This window comes from Pirellulales bacterium (genome assembly GCA_033762255.1).
In the GTDB taxonomy this organism is placed as follows: domain Bacteria; phylum Planctomycetota; class Planctomycetia; order Pirellulales; family JALHPA01; genus JANRLT01.
Window position 1 is genome coordinate 24,614 of the sequence record JANRLT010000035.1, and the last position, 16,517, is coordinate 41,130.

Here is a 16,517-nt window from a genome sequence, read left to right on the forward strand (position 1 = left end):
TAGGACGACTCACATCTTATGACAAAAATTGCCGCCATCACCGCTGCCTACCAATTTAACCGGGCAAAGACACTCGAACTGCTGACCAAGGTGGAGCAATTGCCCGATCCGCAAGGGATGTTAATTTGGCGTCCAGGCCCGGGTCGGGCACATCTTGCCTGGCAATTGTTACACGTTGCAATTACCGAGGAGATTTTTGCCACAGAACGTCTGGCTCCACAAAAAAAGCCACCATTTGCCCAGCTTTGGCCCAATTACCGGGGTGGCAGTACACCCGTGGATAGCGCTCCCCCTGTGTCCGAAATCCGCGATTTACTGAATAAAACCCGCCAGAATTTGCAGGATACGCTATCCCAGTTACCGGATGACCAGTTAGGGGTTGTTCCCACGACGATGGCTGCCCGCGGGCTGACGCTGGAACAAGTGCTGCACCTACTGAGCTGGCACGAGGCCCATCATCAGGGGCAGGCGCATTTAACGTTGAATTTATATAAAGCGGCATACGGATTAGTGTAAAATGTTGCGGATTTTGACTATAATGCTTTTCCCGCCCAGATATTTCTCTACCCGCCGCAAATCAGGATTATTATGCTCGTCATCCGGTTGCCTCGTGCCAGCCTCATCATGAGCTGGTTATTGTTTACGTCTTGGGTCGGAATTTTTTCCGTTTCTGCGGCGGAAGTCGACCCCCAGGCCGTTCCCAAGGCGATCGCTGCAGCCGCCATCACGACACAACCTGTCCCAAACCCGGCCGCCGAGGCGCGGACCGCCGCGCAGATGCAGCCCTATGACGAGCCGATCCACGGGACGGATGTCAAATTCAAGATGCTACCAATCCCCGGTGGCAAGTTTACGATTGGCAGCCCCGAGAATGAACCAGGCCGCAAAGCGGACGAAGGCCCCCAACAAGAGGTGACGATCGCTCCTTTTTGGATGGGAAAGTGCGAAGTAACTTGGGACGAGTACGAACTCTTTGCTTATTCCATGGATTGCACATTGCAAAAGGCGAACAACATTGCCTCCAATCCCAACGACCAGCAAGCGGATGCCTTGGCCCGCCCGACAAATCCTTACACCGATATGACATTTGGCATGGGTAAACGGGGATATCCGGCGATTAGCATGACACACTATGCCGCGCGGATGTATTGCATTTGGCTATCGATTAAAACCGGCAGGTACTATCGACTGCCCACCGAGGCGGAATGGGAATACGCCTGCCGTGCGGGGACAACCACGGCGTACTCGTTCGGCGATGATCCGGCGGAGCTGGATGATTACGCTTGGTACGTGGACAACAGCGAAGAGACCTACCATAAAGTGGGCAAGAAAAAACCGAATCCGTGGGGCCTGCATGACATGCATGGCAATGTCAGCGAGTGGTGCCTGGATCAATATGACGCCGATCGCTATCGCCAATTGACCGGCCCGGCGGCAATTAATCCGCTGTTGCCGACGACCAAGCTATACCCCCATGTGTCGCGCGGGGGGGCCTGGACCGATGACCCGGTATTATTGCGCAGCGCGGCCCGGTTGGCGTCGCACCCCGACTGGAAAGATCAAGACCCGCAAATCCCCCGCAGCGTTTGGTATCATACCGACGCACAGTTTAGCGGGTTTCGCGTGGTGCGACCGCTGACGGAACCGACGGCGGAGGAAAAGAAAGCCCTGTGGAATCTAGGGATCGATGTCGAAGCGGTCAACGCCAAGGTGCAGTATCCCTGCATCGGCATGCCACAAAAGGAGGAAGAAGAGTGAGTAACAATTAAGAATTAAAAATGAAGAATTAAAAATTGATATTCAAACATCAATCAGCGTTATTTCCCGTCCAGGATTTTAGAGCTTTTAAAGATTCTCGCTTGCTTATCGCGTTTTTTCCGGTCGATCATAGCTGGAGTGTTATTCGAAGAGCTTGATCAACCAACGTCATATCCGGTATTTTTCCTAATGTACGAATGAGATGTGTATGCAAGATGGTCCTAAGATTATCGGTCATAATAATAGAGTCCGTTAAAAGTCCGCTTACATTGCCAGGAAATCCTGAAAGCGGAATAAATACCCGACATGGATGATTCGCACGTGTCAAGTTACTTGTTATCATTGCCACGACTAGTTGCGGTAACCCAGTCCGCAATTCATTTGCTTGTACAACCAATACGGGGCGGGGCTTGGCTGTTACTAAATTTGAGTCGGGGTATAAAGCCAAAGTAATATCACCGCGTTTATAAGTCATTGTAACAATCCATTTCCGGCTGATCCCAGTCAACGGCTGCCGCACCGAAACCATAGCGTAATTCAGCGGCTTGAGCCGCATCCACCCCCATTGAGCTTAGGTCTATTGGCCCAGGCCGTGATTCAGCTGGTTCTAAAATGGTCTCTGGATCTAAAAAAGTTACAATCACCCGCGATTCCTGCACATTATCGGGCTTTTGAAGCAACTCGATTTTGCCATTTCGGAAAATTCCTTCGACGGATGTAAGCATGTTAATACTTTACAGATAAATCAAGTCTGATCATTACCCCCCCAATTTTACCCTAGGCGATATTTCTTGTTTACGCAAGACGCAAAGTTAAATCAGACTGCCTCGGATTGTCAACCTGCGTCTTCTCCATCCGTTTTTGACGGCATATTTGATAAAATCTCAGGAATTCTGCTTGCTAGCATTGCGTTTGAACGGCAAAATTGATTTTCGGGGAGTAAAAATGCTTCATTTCGCCGACGTGATCAAGGTGTTTACAATTACGGCATGCTCCGCGATTTCCAGAGCATTTGTGACTAGCCCTAAGCTGGATATATTCCGCACATAGCCGAATACACGGACGTAACAATATTTATCAACCCAACATCCCAATACAAGTTTTTTTCCATCACACAGGAGCACCTATCGTGAGTCAGCCTTCCCACCAGTCCCAATCCCGCCTCATCACCCCCCGCCGCGATTTCCTGAAAGCCGGCTCCGTCATTACCGCCGGTAGCGTGCTGGCAGGTGTTTCCACTGCGGCCCGCTTCGCCCACGCGGCGGATGGCTCAGACATCAAATTGGCCCTCATCGGTTGTGGCGGACGGGGGACCGGCGCCGCCAGCGACATGCTCAGCACCACCCATCCGGTTAAATTGTGGGCGATGGCCGATATGTTTTCCGACCGGTTGCAGGGAGCATATAACTCGCTGAGCGGCGAGTTCCAGGAAAAAGTCAACGTGCCAGAGGATCGCCGGTTCACGGGCTTTGACGCTTACAAACAAGCGATCGACAGCGGCGTCGATATTGTGATTTTGGCAACGCCGCCGGGCTTTCGGCCGATCCACTTTGAACACGCGGTCAAGGCCAACAAGCACGTCTTTATGGAAAAGCCCGTCGCCACCGATCCCGCTGGCGTGCGCAAGGTGCTGGCCGCCGCCGCCGAGGCCAAATCCAAAAAGTTGGGCGTGGGGGTCGGCCTGCAACGCCGCCACCAACAAGGTTACATCGAAACAATCTCGCGCCTGCAAGAAGGGGCCATTGGCGATATCGTTTGCACACGCGTGTACTGGAATGGCGAAACCCCTTGGGTTAACCGCCGCGAGGACCTGGAACGCCAAAAGGGGGGCAAACTGACCGAAATGGAATACCAACTGCGCAACTGGTATTACTTTGTGTGGATTTGCGGCGATCACATTGACGAGCAGCACATTCATAATCTGGACGTGAGCAACTGGCTAAAGAATGCCGCGCCGGTCAAGGCCAACGGCATGGGGGGTTGCCAGGTTCGCAAAGGAAAGGACTATGGCGAGACCTTTGACCACCACTGTGTCGAATTTGAATATGCCGACGGCACCAAGATGTTCAGCCAGTGCCGCCACATTCCGGGCTGCTGGAATAGCGTGAGCGAGTTTGCCCATGGCACGGCCGGGTCATGCAATATCGGCGGGCACGATATCAAGAGCAAAAGCGGCAACTGGCATTACGACCAAAAGGCCGCCAAAAAGGGTACTCCCGGCAACCCGTATCGGATCGAGCACCAGGATTTGCTGGATAGCATCACCTCGGGCAATCCGTACAACGAAGGGGAATACGGCGCCATGAGCACCATGACCGCCATCCTGGGCCGTATGGCGACCTACTCTGGCCAGGAATTGACCATGGACGCCGCGCTCAATTCCCAGATTGACCTAATGCCCAAGGAATTCAGCCTGACGGCCAATCCCCCCAGCATGCCGGGTCCGGACGGGATGTACAACATTCCTATGCCAGGCAAAACCAAGGTGGTGTAGGCTCTAGAGAGGCATTCCAACCCCTTCATCGAATGTTGAAAATTTAGGACAACAGGCGGACGGAAATAAGAAATTCCGCTCCGCCTGATTTATTTCGGAAGTTCATTTTTGAATACATCGAGTAATAATTGCTGTGGGTAATTAGCCAATGTATCCACCTTACTTTCTACATGAAAGTAATATCCCTGGATTTGGAAATACGCTATGAAAACAAATTTGGTTGCCACGCTTGATGACCTTGCCCAACTGTCTGAACACCAAAAGGCGGAACTGATAAACGGAGAATTGGTGCTGATGTCTCCCACAGGTGGAATGCCGGGGTATGCTGCGGGTGAAATCTTTGCCAGCTTGCGGGAATATGCCAAACTTACTAGGTCCGGTCATGCCCTGGCCGATAACATGGGCTTTGTGGTGAACTTGCCCCATCGGCGTTCGTTCAGTCCCGTTGCGGCATATTACGTTGGGAAACTTACGATGAATTTTTTGGTAGGAGCGCCAAGCTTTGCCGTGGAAGTGCGTAGCGACTGCGATTATGGCACGGAAGCGGAACGCGCAATGGCTGAAAAACGGGCGGATTATTTTGCGGCGGGAACAGCCGTGGTGTGGGATGTCGATTTATTAGGTCCGGAAACTATCCGTGTGTATCGTGCGAGTAACCCCTACCAGCCCACTGTCTTTTATCGGGGCGACATAGCCGATGCCGAACCCGCGCTCCCTGGCTGGCGATTTGCGGTGGATGAGTTGTTTGTGTAAATGATTTCGCCTACCAGCTATTGCCAATCAAGGTGAGGAGGGCTACTAAAGCAAAGTACGTCAAGAGACTCAAGACTGAGACAATGATCCCCAAAAACCATTTTCCGAAAGTTGGCAACTTTGATCTAGCAAGTAGCAAATTGACATTAAAGCCGATAACACCCACAACCGTTCCCAGTACCTTATCTAACATGATGAGCAACAAGGGAAGGCCCCAGAAAAGTATCTCATACCACTGCAATCGTTTTACGGCTCCATAAGAAACGCCTTCGATAACAATTCGCGGTACATCTAACATTGCAAAAAAATCTTGTTCCCACTTTGCTGTGTATTTTTTACCCGCACTGGATTCCAACAAAAATCCTCCGTTTTTGGTTTCCTTCGCCATTGGTTGGTTGTTTACAAATAACTCGGGACCAGTGAACCACTTTCCCCGTTCAATTTCAACCACGTCATTTTCAAAACCAGGAATATGCAGTCTATATCGCATGTTGATACGCCCGATTACTGTGCGGAAATTCACCTTACACAACCTTGAACCTAACTAACTTATCAAAGTCAGCCAACTATAAAAGCCCTGGCAATCTGCGCAATCTAGCTAAACCCTGGCGCGTATTCCGCTTATGCTCATATTAACGGACCTAACGCTCCGAGAATCTCTTACGAAGCGGTAAGGTGTGCTGGATTTGCCGAATTTGCGGCAGACAACGCGGGGACTTGTGGAAAATCTATCGCGATTTGACCCAGTTGCGATATTAAATTCCCTGTCCAGCCCGCGCACAGGCTTACCCTTATAGCCAGCTTGCTAGCAAAAATCGTCTAGCATGGCTCTTATCCACAATTTGCTCGGACCCTGTTGGGAGGAATTATGTCCTGGTCCCGTTTTCGGCTTTCCGCCGCGATTAGTCTGTCGCTGTTAACCGGTACTTGGCTGGGGGCGTGTTGCGCTCCCGCAACGGCGCAGGCCGCCATTGGTGAAGCGAGCGTCGGCGACAGCGAGGATTTTGCCCAGGCAGGGCAACCCCCCGCGCCTTTGACCGATGCCGTCGACGAAGAACAGCCTGTTCCTTTCGCCTTGCCTGGTACGAAACGCCAAGCTCAAGTTGCACCCGTCCCCTCAGCCGCGGCGGGCACGATATCCGCGCCAACCACAGTAGCCCCCGTAAATCCCCCGGCCGCGGAGACTAATGCTTCGGTGGATTATGACCCTAGCGCCTCTTCCTGCACCGATGCTGGCTGTACCGCCGCTCCCACTTGCACTAGTGAACCAACTTGTACCAGCGAGCCTTATTGCGACACTTGCGGCCCTAGCGGCTGCGAACTGGAATGCCCCGAACCAGAAGACCCCTGGCGTCTCTTTGGTCATTGTTGCTGCCTCAAAGACCACGGCCTGGATATCCGCGGTTGGGCGGCGGGTGGTATTTTTACCAATTTTGACACACCCGCCAGCAACTTTAATGGGCCCGTGACATTCAACGACCGCGACGCCGAATTTCAACTCAATCAACTCTATATGATCGGCGAGAAGACCATCGACACCAGCGAATCGGGCTGGGATCTGGGGGGTCGTGTCGATCTGCTGTACGGCACGGATTACCGCTACAATATCGCCCGCGGTTTTAGCGCGCGTGATAATTTTACCTCCAAGTGGGAATCCGGCCGCTTTTATGGCCTGGATGTGCCGCAGTTTTATGGCGAACTTGGCGTACAAGACCTTAGCGTCAAAGTTGGCCGTTTTTACACCATCATTGGCTTTCAGGTGGTCACCGCGCCGGACAACTTCTTTTACAGCATTCCCTATACATTCCAATACGGCGAGCCCTTCACCCATACCGGAGCCTTGGCCACCTGGACGCCAAATGAACAGCTGTCGTTGATGGCGGGGGTAACGAACGGCTGGGACAATTTTGAGGATGTGCTGGGTCACCAGTCACTGCTGTATGGGGCTACATTTACCAGCAGCGATAGCCATGACAAACTCGCCTTTGCCATGCATATCGGCAAGGACGAAACCACTTTTGGCAACCCCGACGGCAACCTGGGCCAACGCTGGGTTTATAGCGTGGTCTACACCCGCGTTATTACCGATCGCCTATCCTATGTCGCCCAGCATGACAATGGCCGCCAGGATAACTATAATAACACCGGCGAGGTGGGGCACTGGTATGGCGTGAATCAATATTTATTTTACAAAATCAATTGCTGCTGGACCGCCGGTCTGCGGGCGGAATGGTTTCGCGACGATGACGGATTTCGCGTGGCGGCCCCCGGTGATTACGCCGCCCTGGGCATGAGCAATAATCCCGCCTCTGCGGGAGGTTGGGCGGGCAACTTTTATGATGTCGCGCTAGGTCTGAACTGGAAGCCAACTAGCAACCTGACCGTCCGGCCGGAGATCCGCTATGATTGGTATGACGGCCCGGATAACGCTGGCGGCAATGAGCCTTTCGAAGACGGAGCCGACAACCAACAGTGGCTGGCGGGCTTTGACATTATTTATCTGTACTAAAGCTTCGGCATTTTTTGCCCCCTCATCAAAACGCTTTTCGACAGTGTGCTCGTTAGTTTTTGAACGGGCATTGTTGATACCTGGCAACGCTTTGTGGATCTCCCGCACGATCCACAAAGCGTTTTTTTGGCTTTATAGAACGGCCACGCCAGCGGTTTGCACACATTTTCTACACGACTTGCTAATCGGGTTAGCTACTGCTTGTCTCTTTAATGGCAGAGAGTCTCAAATTATTTGCTTAACGCCATTTAAAAATTTCCCTAAACCCATTCAAATTTTGGACTTGCGCAAATCAACAATAATTCGCCAAGCGTCCTTTAGCTTGGTTGGCACAGTGATTGCGTTACTAAATAGCCGTGATAGCAGAAACAACTAGGGTTTAAAAACAACCCTGATCTGCACCCCAAAATATTATTCAGACGCGTGTGTGGGGGGTGTCACGAACTGTTTACAGAAGAAGAGTTGGGCCTTCTTCTGACAGTCCTTCGGGATTGGGCCAGTTCGTGACACCCTGTTTTTTGCAAGAGGCGGTCGATTGTGTCAGGCCCGACATGCTTACCCCCCCAATCCAGGTGACTCTTTGTGTGACCGTAAGGATGCCCCAACGGCTTGGGAGGGTGCTCCGCCTAACCCCCCAGGCCGGGGCGTCTTTTTTCTGTAGTTGAGATCTCTTAACACCGGTTAGGTCAGTTACTACTGCACCATTCCTGTTGTTTTATCTTTCAGCTTCATCGCGGAAGCGAAATGGTTTACCATAATAGATGTTCGCACCGGGCAATATTTGCCTTGGGGGGCAGCTATTTCTTCTGAACCATTGTTGACGGCTAAACATTCGCATGAAACTGATTCTTGCCATCATTCAACCCAGCCGCCTAGAGGCTGTCAAAACCGCCCTGACCGAAGTCGAGGTCTTTCGGCTGACAATTATGGATGTACAGGGTTTTGGCCGCCAAAAAGGGCACGCCGAAGTCTTTCGCGGACATGAGATCTCCGTCAATCTGGTCCGCAAAGTGCAACTCATGATTGCGGTTAATGATGACTTTGTGGAGCCAACGATCGAAGCCATCATCAAAGGGGGGCGCACCGGCAAGCAGGGGGAAATAGGCGATGGCAAAATTTTTGTCCTGCCGCTTGAGGACTGCATTCGCATCCGCACCGGCGAACGGGGAGGCGAAGCGATTTAATCGCCATTGCTGTTACGCCAGCATGGTATTCCAACGCTTGATCGACTTATCAAAGCGAACATTCGGGGGTGATATTTTCGTCAATTTCCCCCAGGGCCACGCTAGCACATAGGTGTTTTCCCGCTTGGTAACCGAAGATTTTACCTAAAGCAATTAAGTCGATTCCCCCGCAAAGCCGATGCAAACAACAGAGTGACTGTCCGGGGCATTTGCCCTGTTTCTTGTTTAACCGGTTTCCGCACAAGGACGTGTTATGCAGCGGTTTACGGCGACTTTGTTGATCGGATTAGCAATCACCCCCGCACTGGTTCAGGCCCAACAGCCCGCGGATCAACTGCCGATTAAGCCGACTATCTCCAGCGGCAGCAGCACGGTGGAAGTGACTCCCACCCCGGAAATGTGGTTTTATGACCAGGAACGCCGTCGGCAAGAAAATCCTGTTATTCAGTCGCAATTGCGGGCGATGCAAATCGCCGAAGCCCGCCAAGCGCGGTTAACCGCCTTGCGCTGGTTTGGGTATTCAAACTCCCGTCCCCGCGCCGGGACCGATCCCGTGCATGGCAGCTATGCTCCGCGCTGGGTGGGGAATGGCGAAGTTCCCGGTGAATGGCGCGGAGTCAACGCCGCTGGTCAACCAAACATTGGCGGTTTGTGGCTGTATGACCTGCCCCGTCGGCATTATTAAACCACATGCGGGCGGGTGGACATGGCGAGCAAATATTGTTGCTTTAAGGAATGAAAAATCTGCCACCCAGGTAAACCAAAGTTACCCGCCATGGCGGCGAAGGAGAAAATGCCAGAATTGCCACAAGATAAGCTCTGCCGTGGGTGGCAGGATGGGAAAAAGTAATAGAGCCGGGCGAGAAGCGAAATAAATGCTAAAAATAATGCGGCTGTGTGCGATTGATAAAGCCAGCCGTAAGTTCAAAAACCATACGAATATCAGACTGTTGTTACGCTAAACGCGGATAGCGACAACGTGCAAAAGAGTGGCCGCCCGGGGACTCGAATTACCCCAGAAAATGCGGCAAATTCTCATAGTTCCCCCTCAGGTAGCGCACAAGGTAGCGCACTTGCTACTATCTCCCCCGAAATTTGCGATAGCGATCTAGCAGACCTGATCCGCCAGTTAGTGGCCGTCTGGCCGTCCCTCGATTCAACCGCCAAGGATTCTATTCGTGGCGTCCTGGCCGATCTGTCTCCCTCTCGCGCCGTCCCGGCAGATAGGCGGGTGCGCGGAAAGCACTAGCAGATTTTCAGTTTTCTGGATTTTTATTTGACCCCCCGATTAGGAGATTTTTCAATGAGCAGTTATCTGGCCCAGTGGAATGACAAGGTTACCGAATTAGCCAAGAGCCGTTTTAACGGCGACCGTGCCAAGGCAACTAGTTGGCTAGTTAAGAACGATGCAAAGCTTCACGCCCTGATGCTGGCAGAGGGTAACGGCGGCAACGCCCAAAAGGCAATGGCATACGCCAACAGCAAGTGACAACCCAGGGGCTTGCCCGCCACTTTGGCCAGCGGCCCCACAATTTTGAATCAACCCCCAAATTTTAGGAGATTTTTCAATGACAACGTTTTTAGAAACCCCCCGCGCAATTTGTCTGGCCAGCATTGGCCGGGAACGGCTAGCCAGTCTGCGAAAGCTACTGTCCCCAGGCGAAATTAGTTGTTTGATTTGCGTGCCGAACAGGCAGCAAACTAACTTGCTCCCGGTGACGATGCAACTAATCAACCTCATCGACGAAAGCACGTTGTTTGTCGGCGACCTGGACCCCAAGAAACTGGCGGATTGTGCGAGCGTGAACGGAGCGGACCTGCGGAGATTGTACCACGTCGATTCGCTTAACTGCGATGACCTGGAATGTTTCGCCGACCAATTCCAACAGGTGATTTTGTGGCTCCCGCCAAACTCGCAACGCGGCCATGAAACTTTGCAACTGGCTCAGAAGCTTGCATCGGCGGGTGCGGGGGGTTTGGTTTGCGGCTACGCGACTGTTTCAACCGACCGGCACATGCAAACTATCGCACGCTCGCCGATAGCTGGCATCACCGAACAGGCGGCAAGAACGTGGCTCTTGTGCGATCCCACACGAAGCCGAACCCAGGTTATTCAACCGAAAGTTGACCCCGAATGTGATCGGGGGTTTGCCGTCGTCATCGATGGGGACAAAGCCACAATCGGCGACCAGTTGCCAGCGGGACACAACGCACTAGGTAGCGTCCGGTTTTCGGATAGGGGGTGCAATCATGAATGACTACCGCGAAAGCCGACACATGCCAACGCCAGCGGCCAACAGTTGGCACAAGCCAAGCCCCCCGCCGTTCAGCCGACGCAAGCCGGTTGATGGGACTGCCAAACGGGTGGCGGAACTGGAATCCTCTGGCATGTCCAGAATTGACGCCCTTAAGAAATTGGTGCGGGAGCTAAAGACCCCGCCACCTCGACGAACTTAAACGGCGGGGAACATCCCCCGCAAGCTAGCTTGGTTTCGATTTGCACGGCTGTTTGGTTGTTTTAAAGCTTTGCAATGGGTTAAAGCCAAGTGCGCCCCGTGTCCCGCCTCTTGCCGGGATGCGGGGTTTTTTCGTTTAAGGCAGACCCCCCCCTTACCCCCCAGGGGTGTCAAATATTTCTTGGAAAGAAAGTATTTTGGTTCGGGGGGTAGGATGCTTAGCGACCGCAAATTGAGATTCTTTGCGGAAGAACCTAGCAAGGGGGGGTACCCTATTGTAGGTACTTTCTGGCCGAAAGTTTCAATGCGGTCGAAAAAAATCGCGGAATCTCTTGCGACTTTCCACCTCCACGATTGAGTTCCTTTGCGGTGCGGGTTTGGGGGGTGCTGGCGGGGGGTGACTGTAACCTTTGTCCAGTAATGGACATAATGTAAGTAGCGGTGATCGTCGATGGTTAGCTACCTCGGCGATGTAATCAACCGGCGCGGCGTGTGGACTCTCTTTGCCTACCGCACAGACATTCGCCGCGCTGGTATCCGCTATCTCTCTAGGCAAAAGGCAGGATGCGATGGCACAAGTCACGGAACGGCTGTTGGACGCGCTCACCCATGCGCAAGAGTTACGCCATAAGGTAATGCTAACCGGCGGGCTACTGGCCACAGGTGGCAAGACCAAACAGGTACAGACGGCACAACGGCAATTAGCCGATGAGTTGCACGCCATACAGCGAATATGGCCGGTGGTGGACTCTCCCGCCATGAAGTCCCGGCTAATGAAGCTGGCGACGATGAACGCCAAGGGTGATGATCGTCCGGGTGTAGTCGGCATAAGTTTTCATTCGTGGCACGCTGCGGGTATCCATGCCGTGGCCGTTGCGATCCGGTTTGCCTATATGTCACTAAAGCCGTCCAGTGAAGTCCCGTTTGACGATGATCTGCTAGGACAAGTGGAACCCCTCGACGCGATCACCCTCGACACCGTGGCCGAGTTGGGACGGCGGCTAACGTCGATCCATATTCAACCCCTCATCGTGGCCGTGGAACGGGAATCGCTTTTGCTTGGTGGCAAGCTATCCGGCGAGCGCAAGAAACGTGGCGTCAAAGGCGCGGGCGTGGCCGTCGAAAGGCGGGAGGAATCTCTTTATTGGAAATACCGCGATTCTGGCCAAGGGGTGGAGGCATACGGACGCGCCCACCACAAGGCAGGGGTGCCTGCTTTTAGAAAATTGGTTAATCGGGTAAAGGCCCGGATCAAGCGTGGAACGTGTTATTATCCCCAAAAACGGCAGAAATACGCGGACGTGTGACACCCCCGTCAAGCGAAAAACAATTGTCACCGCTAAAATTCTCTAGGCGATTCCGTGCCGTTAAACGCGGCACTCTCTTGTTCGCCGCCGGTGACAATTAAACATCCTTGAAATTGTTTTGGTGGAACTACTGGTAAAAACTCATTACCGCCAAAGCTGGCATATCGCCAGCGGCAAGGATAAGGAGTTTTCTCATGGAACCGGCAGTTGAATTTAGGACGCTATTCACGCGTCGAACCGCCGCAACGCGGTTAGGACTCTGTACCAAGTCTGTTGATAACCTGGTGCGCGATGGACTCTTGAAGGTGGTGCGGATCGGTAAAGCCGTCCGCTTTGATCCCGCCGACATAGACGCATTTATCGAAAGCCGCAAGTGTGGAACAGGGGGTGCGCGATGATTGCAACCCCCCAGGTACGCGATCCCGCCTATCACTTGCGGCGAATTGAAGCCGTCCCCGTGGATCGTCTGGCCGTAGATGCCGTCGATCTGGCCAAGCTGATTGCGGTCAGTGAATCCACGATCCGGCGCTGGACTGCCAGCGGCACGATCCCCAGCGTGCTAATTGGATCGGTGCGAATTTACCCCCTCGAACATATCCGCCAGTGGTTGGCGGAAATGGTTAGTTCCCCTTGTGCCGCACAGCGGCAGGAAGCGAGTCAGTCATGAACTGGGAAGATTTTGATGAGTACAGCCGCCTGGTGTACGACAGCCTCAAGGATGACATCAAAGAATCCTCAAAGCGTGCTGAAGATCGGACCATCGCAGATGTTGAATTGAATCGTATCCGGTTTTTGTTGTCCTACACAAATTCTGAAATTGACGATTCTTGCGTGGATGTGGGATTCGCGGAATGTGTGTTGGGGATCGACCTCGACCAATGCAATCCGTATGAGATTTGCAGCGATGATGGACACCGCCAGTTGCTTCCGTACAGGCGTCGAACGCGCGACGGTGACTGGGTCGTGCCAACTGTAGAAGTGGTGATTTGTATTCGCGAAAACTTTAAGTGGGACCACCGCGAATTGCATTTTGTAAACAGCAACGGCCAAGGTGTTTAACCCTGGCCGTGCCGTCTGTAATCAACCCCTCTTAGCGGTGGACGTGTTAGCGCACGTCCGCCGCGATTCATAAGGATTATAGCCAGTGGACAAGGCACAAGATAGATATTGTTGGATCGTTTCACGCCTACTCAAAAATCACGCTGTAAACGGTGAAATTGGCCGTTTAACAGGCGATTACCGCACTCAGGCGGAAAAGCTGCGCGACCTGCCATTCACGGATCGGCAAGCTTTTTTTGAGACAAAGATTCTCCCCGATGACTCCCTCGAGCGCGACCGGATGATCCGGCTGGTGCTGGCGGCTGATCCGTGGAAAGACCCGGATCAACCGACCACATTCGCTGATTTATCCGGTAAGATTGCCGCGACGGAATGGGAATGGCAGGACTGGCTCCCGCGTGGATTCTTAACCCTCCTGGTGGCTGAACAGTCTATTGGCAAGTCCTACTTTGCATTAACCGCCATAGGCCGTGCAATCCTTTGTGGCGGTATCTGGCCAGACCGCACGCCAGCACAGCACGATCCCAAGAGCCGGATTCTTTGGTGCGAAAGCGAAGGTATGTTAGCCGCGCACTTGGAACGCGCCAGCAAGGCCGGATTACCTCTTAGCCGAATTCTGATTTGGAATGACGATCCATTCTCCATTCCAAATTTGCGCGATCCCCGCGACGCCGACAAGCTGCGGGATGTCGTGGCGATCCATAAGCCGCGATTGCTGGTGCTGGATTCATTCAGCGGTGCCCACAACGGCAAGGAAAATTCCAGCGATGAAACATTGCCGGTTACCCGACTGTTGGCAGAGATTGCGGCACGTAATCAAATAGCTGTCCTGGTTATTCACCACTTACGAAAACAGACCAAAGGCGATGACGAACTAACCCTATCTCGAATTCGTGGATCGTCTGGAATCACGCAATTTTGCCGCGTCGTGTGGAGCCTCCACAAAGCCGACAAGCGCAAGGCCGAAATCGAACTGGCTCAGTTAAAGAATAACTTGGCCGTACCGCCGGAACCGGTAGGCGTCCGCATGGATCAAGGCCAGTTTGCCTATTGCGATCTACCACAGGTCGCGCCGACCGCCGGTGCTAGTGCAACGGACTGGCTGCGGGATTATCTGTCCAATGGCGGAAGGCGACGGCAGGACGCTGTCGACGCCGGAAAAGCTGCGGGACATTCCCAGCGAAATATCGACCGCGCCAAGACCGCGCTTGATTTGGTGGCTACTCAGGACGGCAAGGAAACGATCTGGACTTTACCTGAATTTTGATCCCTCAAGGGAACCTTTGCCAACGTTCCCCCCCTAGGGTGCAAAAGCTTGGCAAACGTTCATTTTTTCGACGTAACCCTTTACCAAATAACAACTAATGTTTTGCCAAGCAGTTGGCAAACGTTCCCCCCTTGGCAAACGTTTTGGCAAACGTTCATTCCCATGCAAACGGACTTGCAATCCCTCATCGAAAACGATCTTGGCCCTGGCCGTCGATCCGGTAACCGGACATTTTGGATTTGTCCGTTCCATGAGGAAAAATCTGGCAGTCTGACCGTCACGCCGGACGGCGAAAGGTACAAATGTTTCGGGTGCGGTAAATCCGGCGACGCTATCGCTTGGCTAATGGATCGGCACAGTCTCACATTCAGGGACGCCGCCGACCGGGTAGGGAAAGTCCTGGATCGGCCAAAAAAACTGAGTCTGAATTCAGACGCAGTTAATTCACCCCCACAACCCCGATTCAAGGCCGCTAGCACGCCGCCAGAAGCCGACTGGCGGGACAAGGCCATAACGATCATCAAACAGGCGGAAACACGTCTCCACAGCCGCGATGGATTTGACGCGCTCAATTATCTTTTCCTGCGCGGACTGACCCTCGACACGATCAAGGCAGGACACCTTGGACTGACCGCCGACGGCGGCATATCGATCCCCTGGTTTGACGCCAGCGGCACGCCGGTATTTATCCAAGTGCGGCAATTACGGAAACTACCCAAATACAAGGCGATCCCTGGCGGCAAGCGTGTTGATTTTTACCCGCGACGTCCGCGTCCTGGTCGGCCATGTTTGATCGTGGAAGGGGAGTTTGACGCGCTCTTGGCGGCACAGGACATAGGCGATTGCATCGACGTTTGCACTCTTGGCGGCGCGGCTGACAGCCTATCCTCGAGCGCGGCAATGGCATTGTGTTCCGCCAGTGTGGTTTTGATTGCGACCGACAGCGATAAAGCCGGGGATTTGGCGGCTGAAACGCTACGCAACGTGGTCCTAAATTCGATCCGTGTTCTCTGGCCGGTAGGCAAAGACGCGACCGAATGTTTCGGATTGCGCCGCACGCTGCGGGTAATGCAGGCCGACCTCCCCCGATGTTCCGCCGGGAAATGTGACTCTTGGTGGATCGGGGACAAAGGACGTCTGCATTGTGGCGTTTGTCGGCCCTACGGAGATGCCTACGAAGGGATCGTCCTACTGGCCGATGGCGCGGTGGTGGAAAGATGAAAACAACCAAACGCAAGGCGCGCCTAGGGGAAGTTCAGCTAGAACTATTCCCGGAACCGACCCGCCAGCAGGTGGCCGCGACGATGACATTCGTGGCTATCCCCCAGCGGGAACCTACCGATGCCGACCGGGAAGGGATTGCCAGATTTGTGGCCGAAGCCAGAACATACCGCGACCGTCCGCCTGATCCGCATACACTACCCTTTTAGCAAAATTCGACCGCGTAATAGGCCGCTACGCTGCGATTCGTGGCGTCCCTCGACTAGGAACACCATGACAGCAACTGGCCGTTATAACGCAAATTTGAACGCCAATTGTTAGGGACTGGCAGGGGGTGTTATCTGCTTGATAAAATTGCAAGCAACCCATATAATTCCAATATGGCAAAGTTTCATTCATTTACCGAACAGCTAATACGGATCATCAAACGATCCAAGTTATCGCGGTATGCAATTTACAAACGCACGGGAATTGACCAAGCGGTGTTGTCACGTTTTGTTAGTGGCAAG

General features: G+C 53.2%; 19 protein-coding genes. 17 read left to right on the forward strand and 2 right to left on the reverse strand.

Annotation, left to right across the window (positions count from 1 at the left end):
* The first annotated feature begins 18 nt into the window (after positions 1 to 18).
* Together SFX18_10115 and SFX18_10120 are read left to right on the forward strand one after the other, a co-directional pair.
* Positions 19 to 516, forward strand: coding sequence for a DinB family protein (locus tag SFX18_10115; GenBank protein MDX1963498.1), 498 nt, complete (start codon positions 19 to 21; stop codon positions 514 to 516).
* Between the two features lie 108 nt (positions 517 to 624).
* Positions 625 to 1,758 carry a formylglycine-generating enzyme family protein gene (locus SFX18_10120; GenBank protein ID MDX1963499.1) on the forward strand — a complete coding sequence of 378 codons (1,134 nt, stop codon included), beginning with the start codon at positions 625 to 627 and terminating at the stop codon, positions 1,756 to 1,758.
* A 464-nt stretch (positions 1,759 to 2,222) separates the two neighbouring features.
* On the opposite strand, the gene SFX18_10125 is transcribed toward SFX18_10120, so the two are convergent.
* Positions 2,223 to 2,483, reverse strand: coding sequence for a hypothetical protein (locus SFX18_10125; GenBank protein MDX1963500.1), 261 nt, complete (start codon positions 2,481 to 2,483; stop codon positions 2,223 to 2,225).
* 404 nt (positions 2,484 to 2,887) lie between these two features.
* Between SFX18_10125 and SFX18_10130 the strand changes: the two genes are divergently transcribed.
* Both SFX18_10130 and SFX18_10135 read left to right on the forward strand, forming a co-directional pair.
* Complete coding sequence (locus SFX18_10130; GenBank protein MDX1963501.1) at positions 2,888 to 4,252, forward strand: Gfo/Idh/MocA family oxidoreductase; 1,365 nt, start codon at positions 2,888 to 2,890, stop codon at positions 4,250 to 4,252.
* A gap of 204 nt (positions 4,253 to 4,456) precedes the next feature.
* A complete protein-coding gene (locus tag SFX18_10135) occupies positions 4,457 to 5,005 on the forward strand; it encodes a Uma2 family endonuclease (GenBank protein MDX1963502.1) in 549 nt (182 codons plus the stop codon).
* A gap of 10 nt (positions 5,006 to 5,015) precedes the next feature.
* On the opposite strand, the gene SFX18_10140 is transcribed toward SFX18_10135, so the two are convergent.
* On the reverse strand, positions 5,016 to 5,495 hold the full coding sequence (locus SFX18_10140; protein ID MDX1963503.1) for a hypothetical protein: 480 nt from the start codon (positions 5,493 to 5,495) through the stop codon (positions 5,016 to 5,018).
* Positions 5,496 to 5,873: 378 nt separating this feature from the next.
* Here SFX18_10140 and SFX18_10145 point away from each other — a divergent pair, with 378 nt between their 5' ends.
* The 13 genes from SFX18_10145 (at position 5,874) to SFX18_10205 (ending at position 16,217) form a co-directional block, all read left to right on the forward strand.
* Complete coding sequence (locus SFX18_10145) at positions 5,874 to 7,514, forward strand: outer membrane beta-barrel protein (GenBank protein MDX1963504.1); 1,641 nt, start codon at positions 5,874 to 5,876, stop codon at positions 7,512 to 7,514.
* Positions 7,515 to 8,350: 836 nt separating this feature from the next.
* Positions 8,351 to 8,698, forward strand: coding sequence for a P-II family nitrogen regulator (locus SFX18_10150; GenBank protein ID MDX1963505.1), 348 nt, complete (start codon positions 8,351 to 8,353; stop codon positions 8,696 to 8,698).
* Positions 8,699 to 8,951: 253 nt separating this feature from the next.
* On the forward strand, positions 8,952 to 9,383 hold the full coding sequence (locus tag SFX18_10155) for a hypothetical protein (protein ID MDX1963506.1): 432 nt from the start codon (positions 8,952 to 8,954) through the stop codon (positions 9,381 to 9,383).
* A gap of 618 nt (positions 9,384 to 10,001) precedes the next feature.
* Positions 10,002 to 10,187 (forward strand): hypothetical protein, encoded by a 186-nt coding sequence (locus tag SFX18_10160; protein MDX1963507.1) that lies wholly within the window; start codon positions 10,002 to 10,004, stop codon positions 10,185 to 10,187.
* A 79-nt stretch (positions 10,188 to 10,266) separates the two neighbouring features.
* The gene (locus SFX18_10165) at positions 10,267 to 10,956 is read left to right on the forward strand and encodes a hypothetical protein (protein ID MDX1963508.1); all 690 of its coding nucleotides are present in this window, start codon (positions 10,267 to 10,269) and stop codon (positions 10,954 to 10,956) included.
* Positions 10,949 to 11,155 (forward strand): hypothetical protein, encoded by a 207-nt coding sequence (locus SFX18_10170; GenBank protein ID MDX1963509.1) that lies wholly within the window; start codon positions 10,949 to 10,951, stop codon positions 11,153 to 11,155. The genes SFX18_10165 and SFX18_10170 overlap by 8 nt, the downstream gene beginning before the upstream one ends.
* 568 nt (positions 11,156 to 11,723) lie before the next feature.
* On the forward strand, positions 11,724 to 12,461 hold the full coding sequence (locus SFX18_10175) for a hypothetical protein (GenBank protein ID MDX1963510.1): 738 nt from the start codon (positions 11,724 to 11,726) through the stop codon (positions 12,459 to 12,461).
* Between the two features lie 194 nt (positions 12,462 to 12,655).
* The gene (locus tag SFX18_10180) at positions 12,656 to 12,859 is read left to right on the forward strand and encodes a helix-turn-helix domain-containing protein (protein MDX1963511.1); all 204 of its coding nucleotides are present in this window, start codon (positions 12,656 to 12,658) and stop codon (positions 12,857 to 12,859) included.
* Positions 12,856 to 13,128: a helix-turn-helix domain-containing protein gene (locus SFX18_10185; GenBank protein ID MDX1963512.1), complete on the forward strand. Its 273-nt coding sequence runs from the start codon at positions 12,856 to 12,858 to the stop codon at positions 13,126 to 13,128. The genes SFX18_10180 and SFX18_10185 overlap by 4 nt, the downstream gene beginning before the upstream one ends.
* Positions 13,125 to 13,520, forward strand: a complete 396-nt coding sequence (locus SFX18_10190; protein MDX1963513.1) for a hypothetical protein — start codon at positions 13,125 to 13,127, stop codon at positions 13,518 to 13,520. The genes SFX18_10185 and SFX18_10190 overlap by 4 nt, the downstream gene beginning before the upstream one ends.
* A gap of 85 nt (positions 13,521 to 13,605) precedes the next feature.
* Positions 13,606 to 14,787: an AAA family ATPase gene (locus tag SFX18_10195; protein MDX1963514.1), complete on the forward strand. Its 1,182-nt coding sequence runs from the start codon at positions 13,606 to 13,608 to the stop codon at positions 14,785 to 14,787.
* Positions 14,788 to 14,949: 162 nt separating this feature from the next.
* Positions 14,950 to 16,008: a CHC2 zinc finger domain-containing protein gene (locus tag SFX18_10200; GenBank protein ID MDX1963515.1), complete on the forward strand. Its 1,059-nt coding sequence runs from the start codon at positions 14,950 to 14,952 to the stop codon at positions 16,006 to 16,008.
* Complete coding sequence (locus tag SFX18_10205) at positions 16,005 to 16,217, forward strand: hypothetical protein (protein ID MDX1963516.1); 213 nt, start codon at positions 16,005 to 16,007, stop codon at positions 16,215 to 16,217. The genes SFX18_10200 and SFX18_10205 overlap by 4 nt, the downstream gene beginning before the upstream one ends.
* Positions 16,218 to 16,517: the final 300 nt, after the last annotated feature.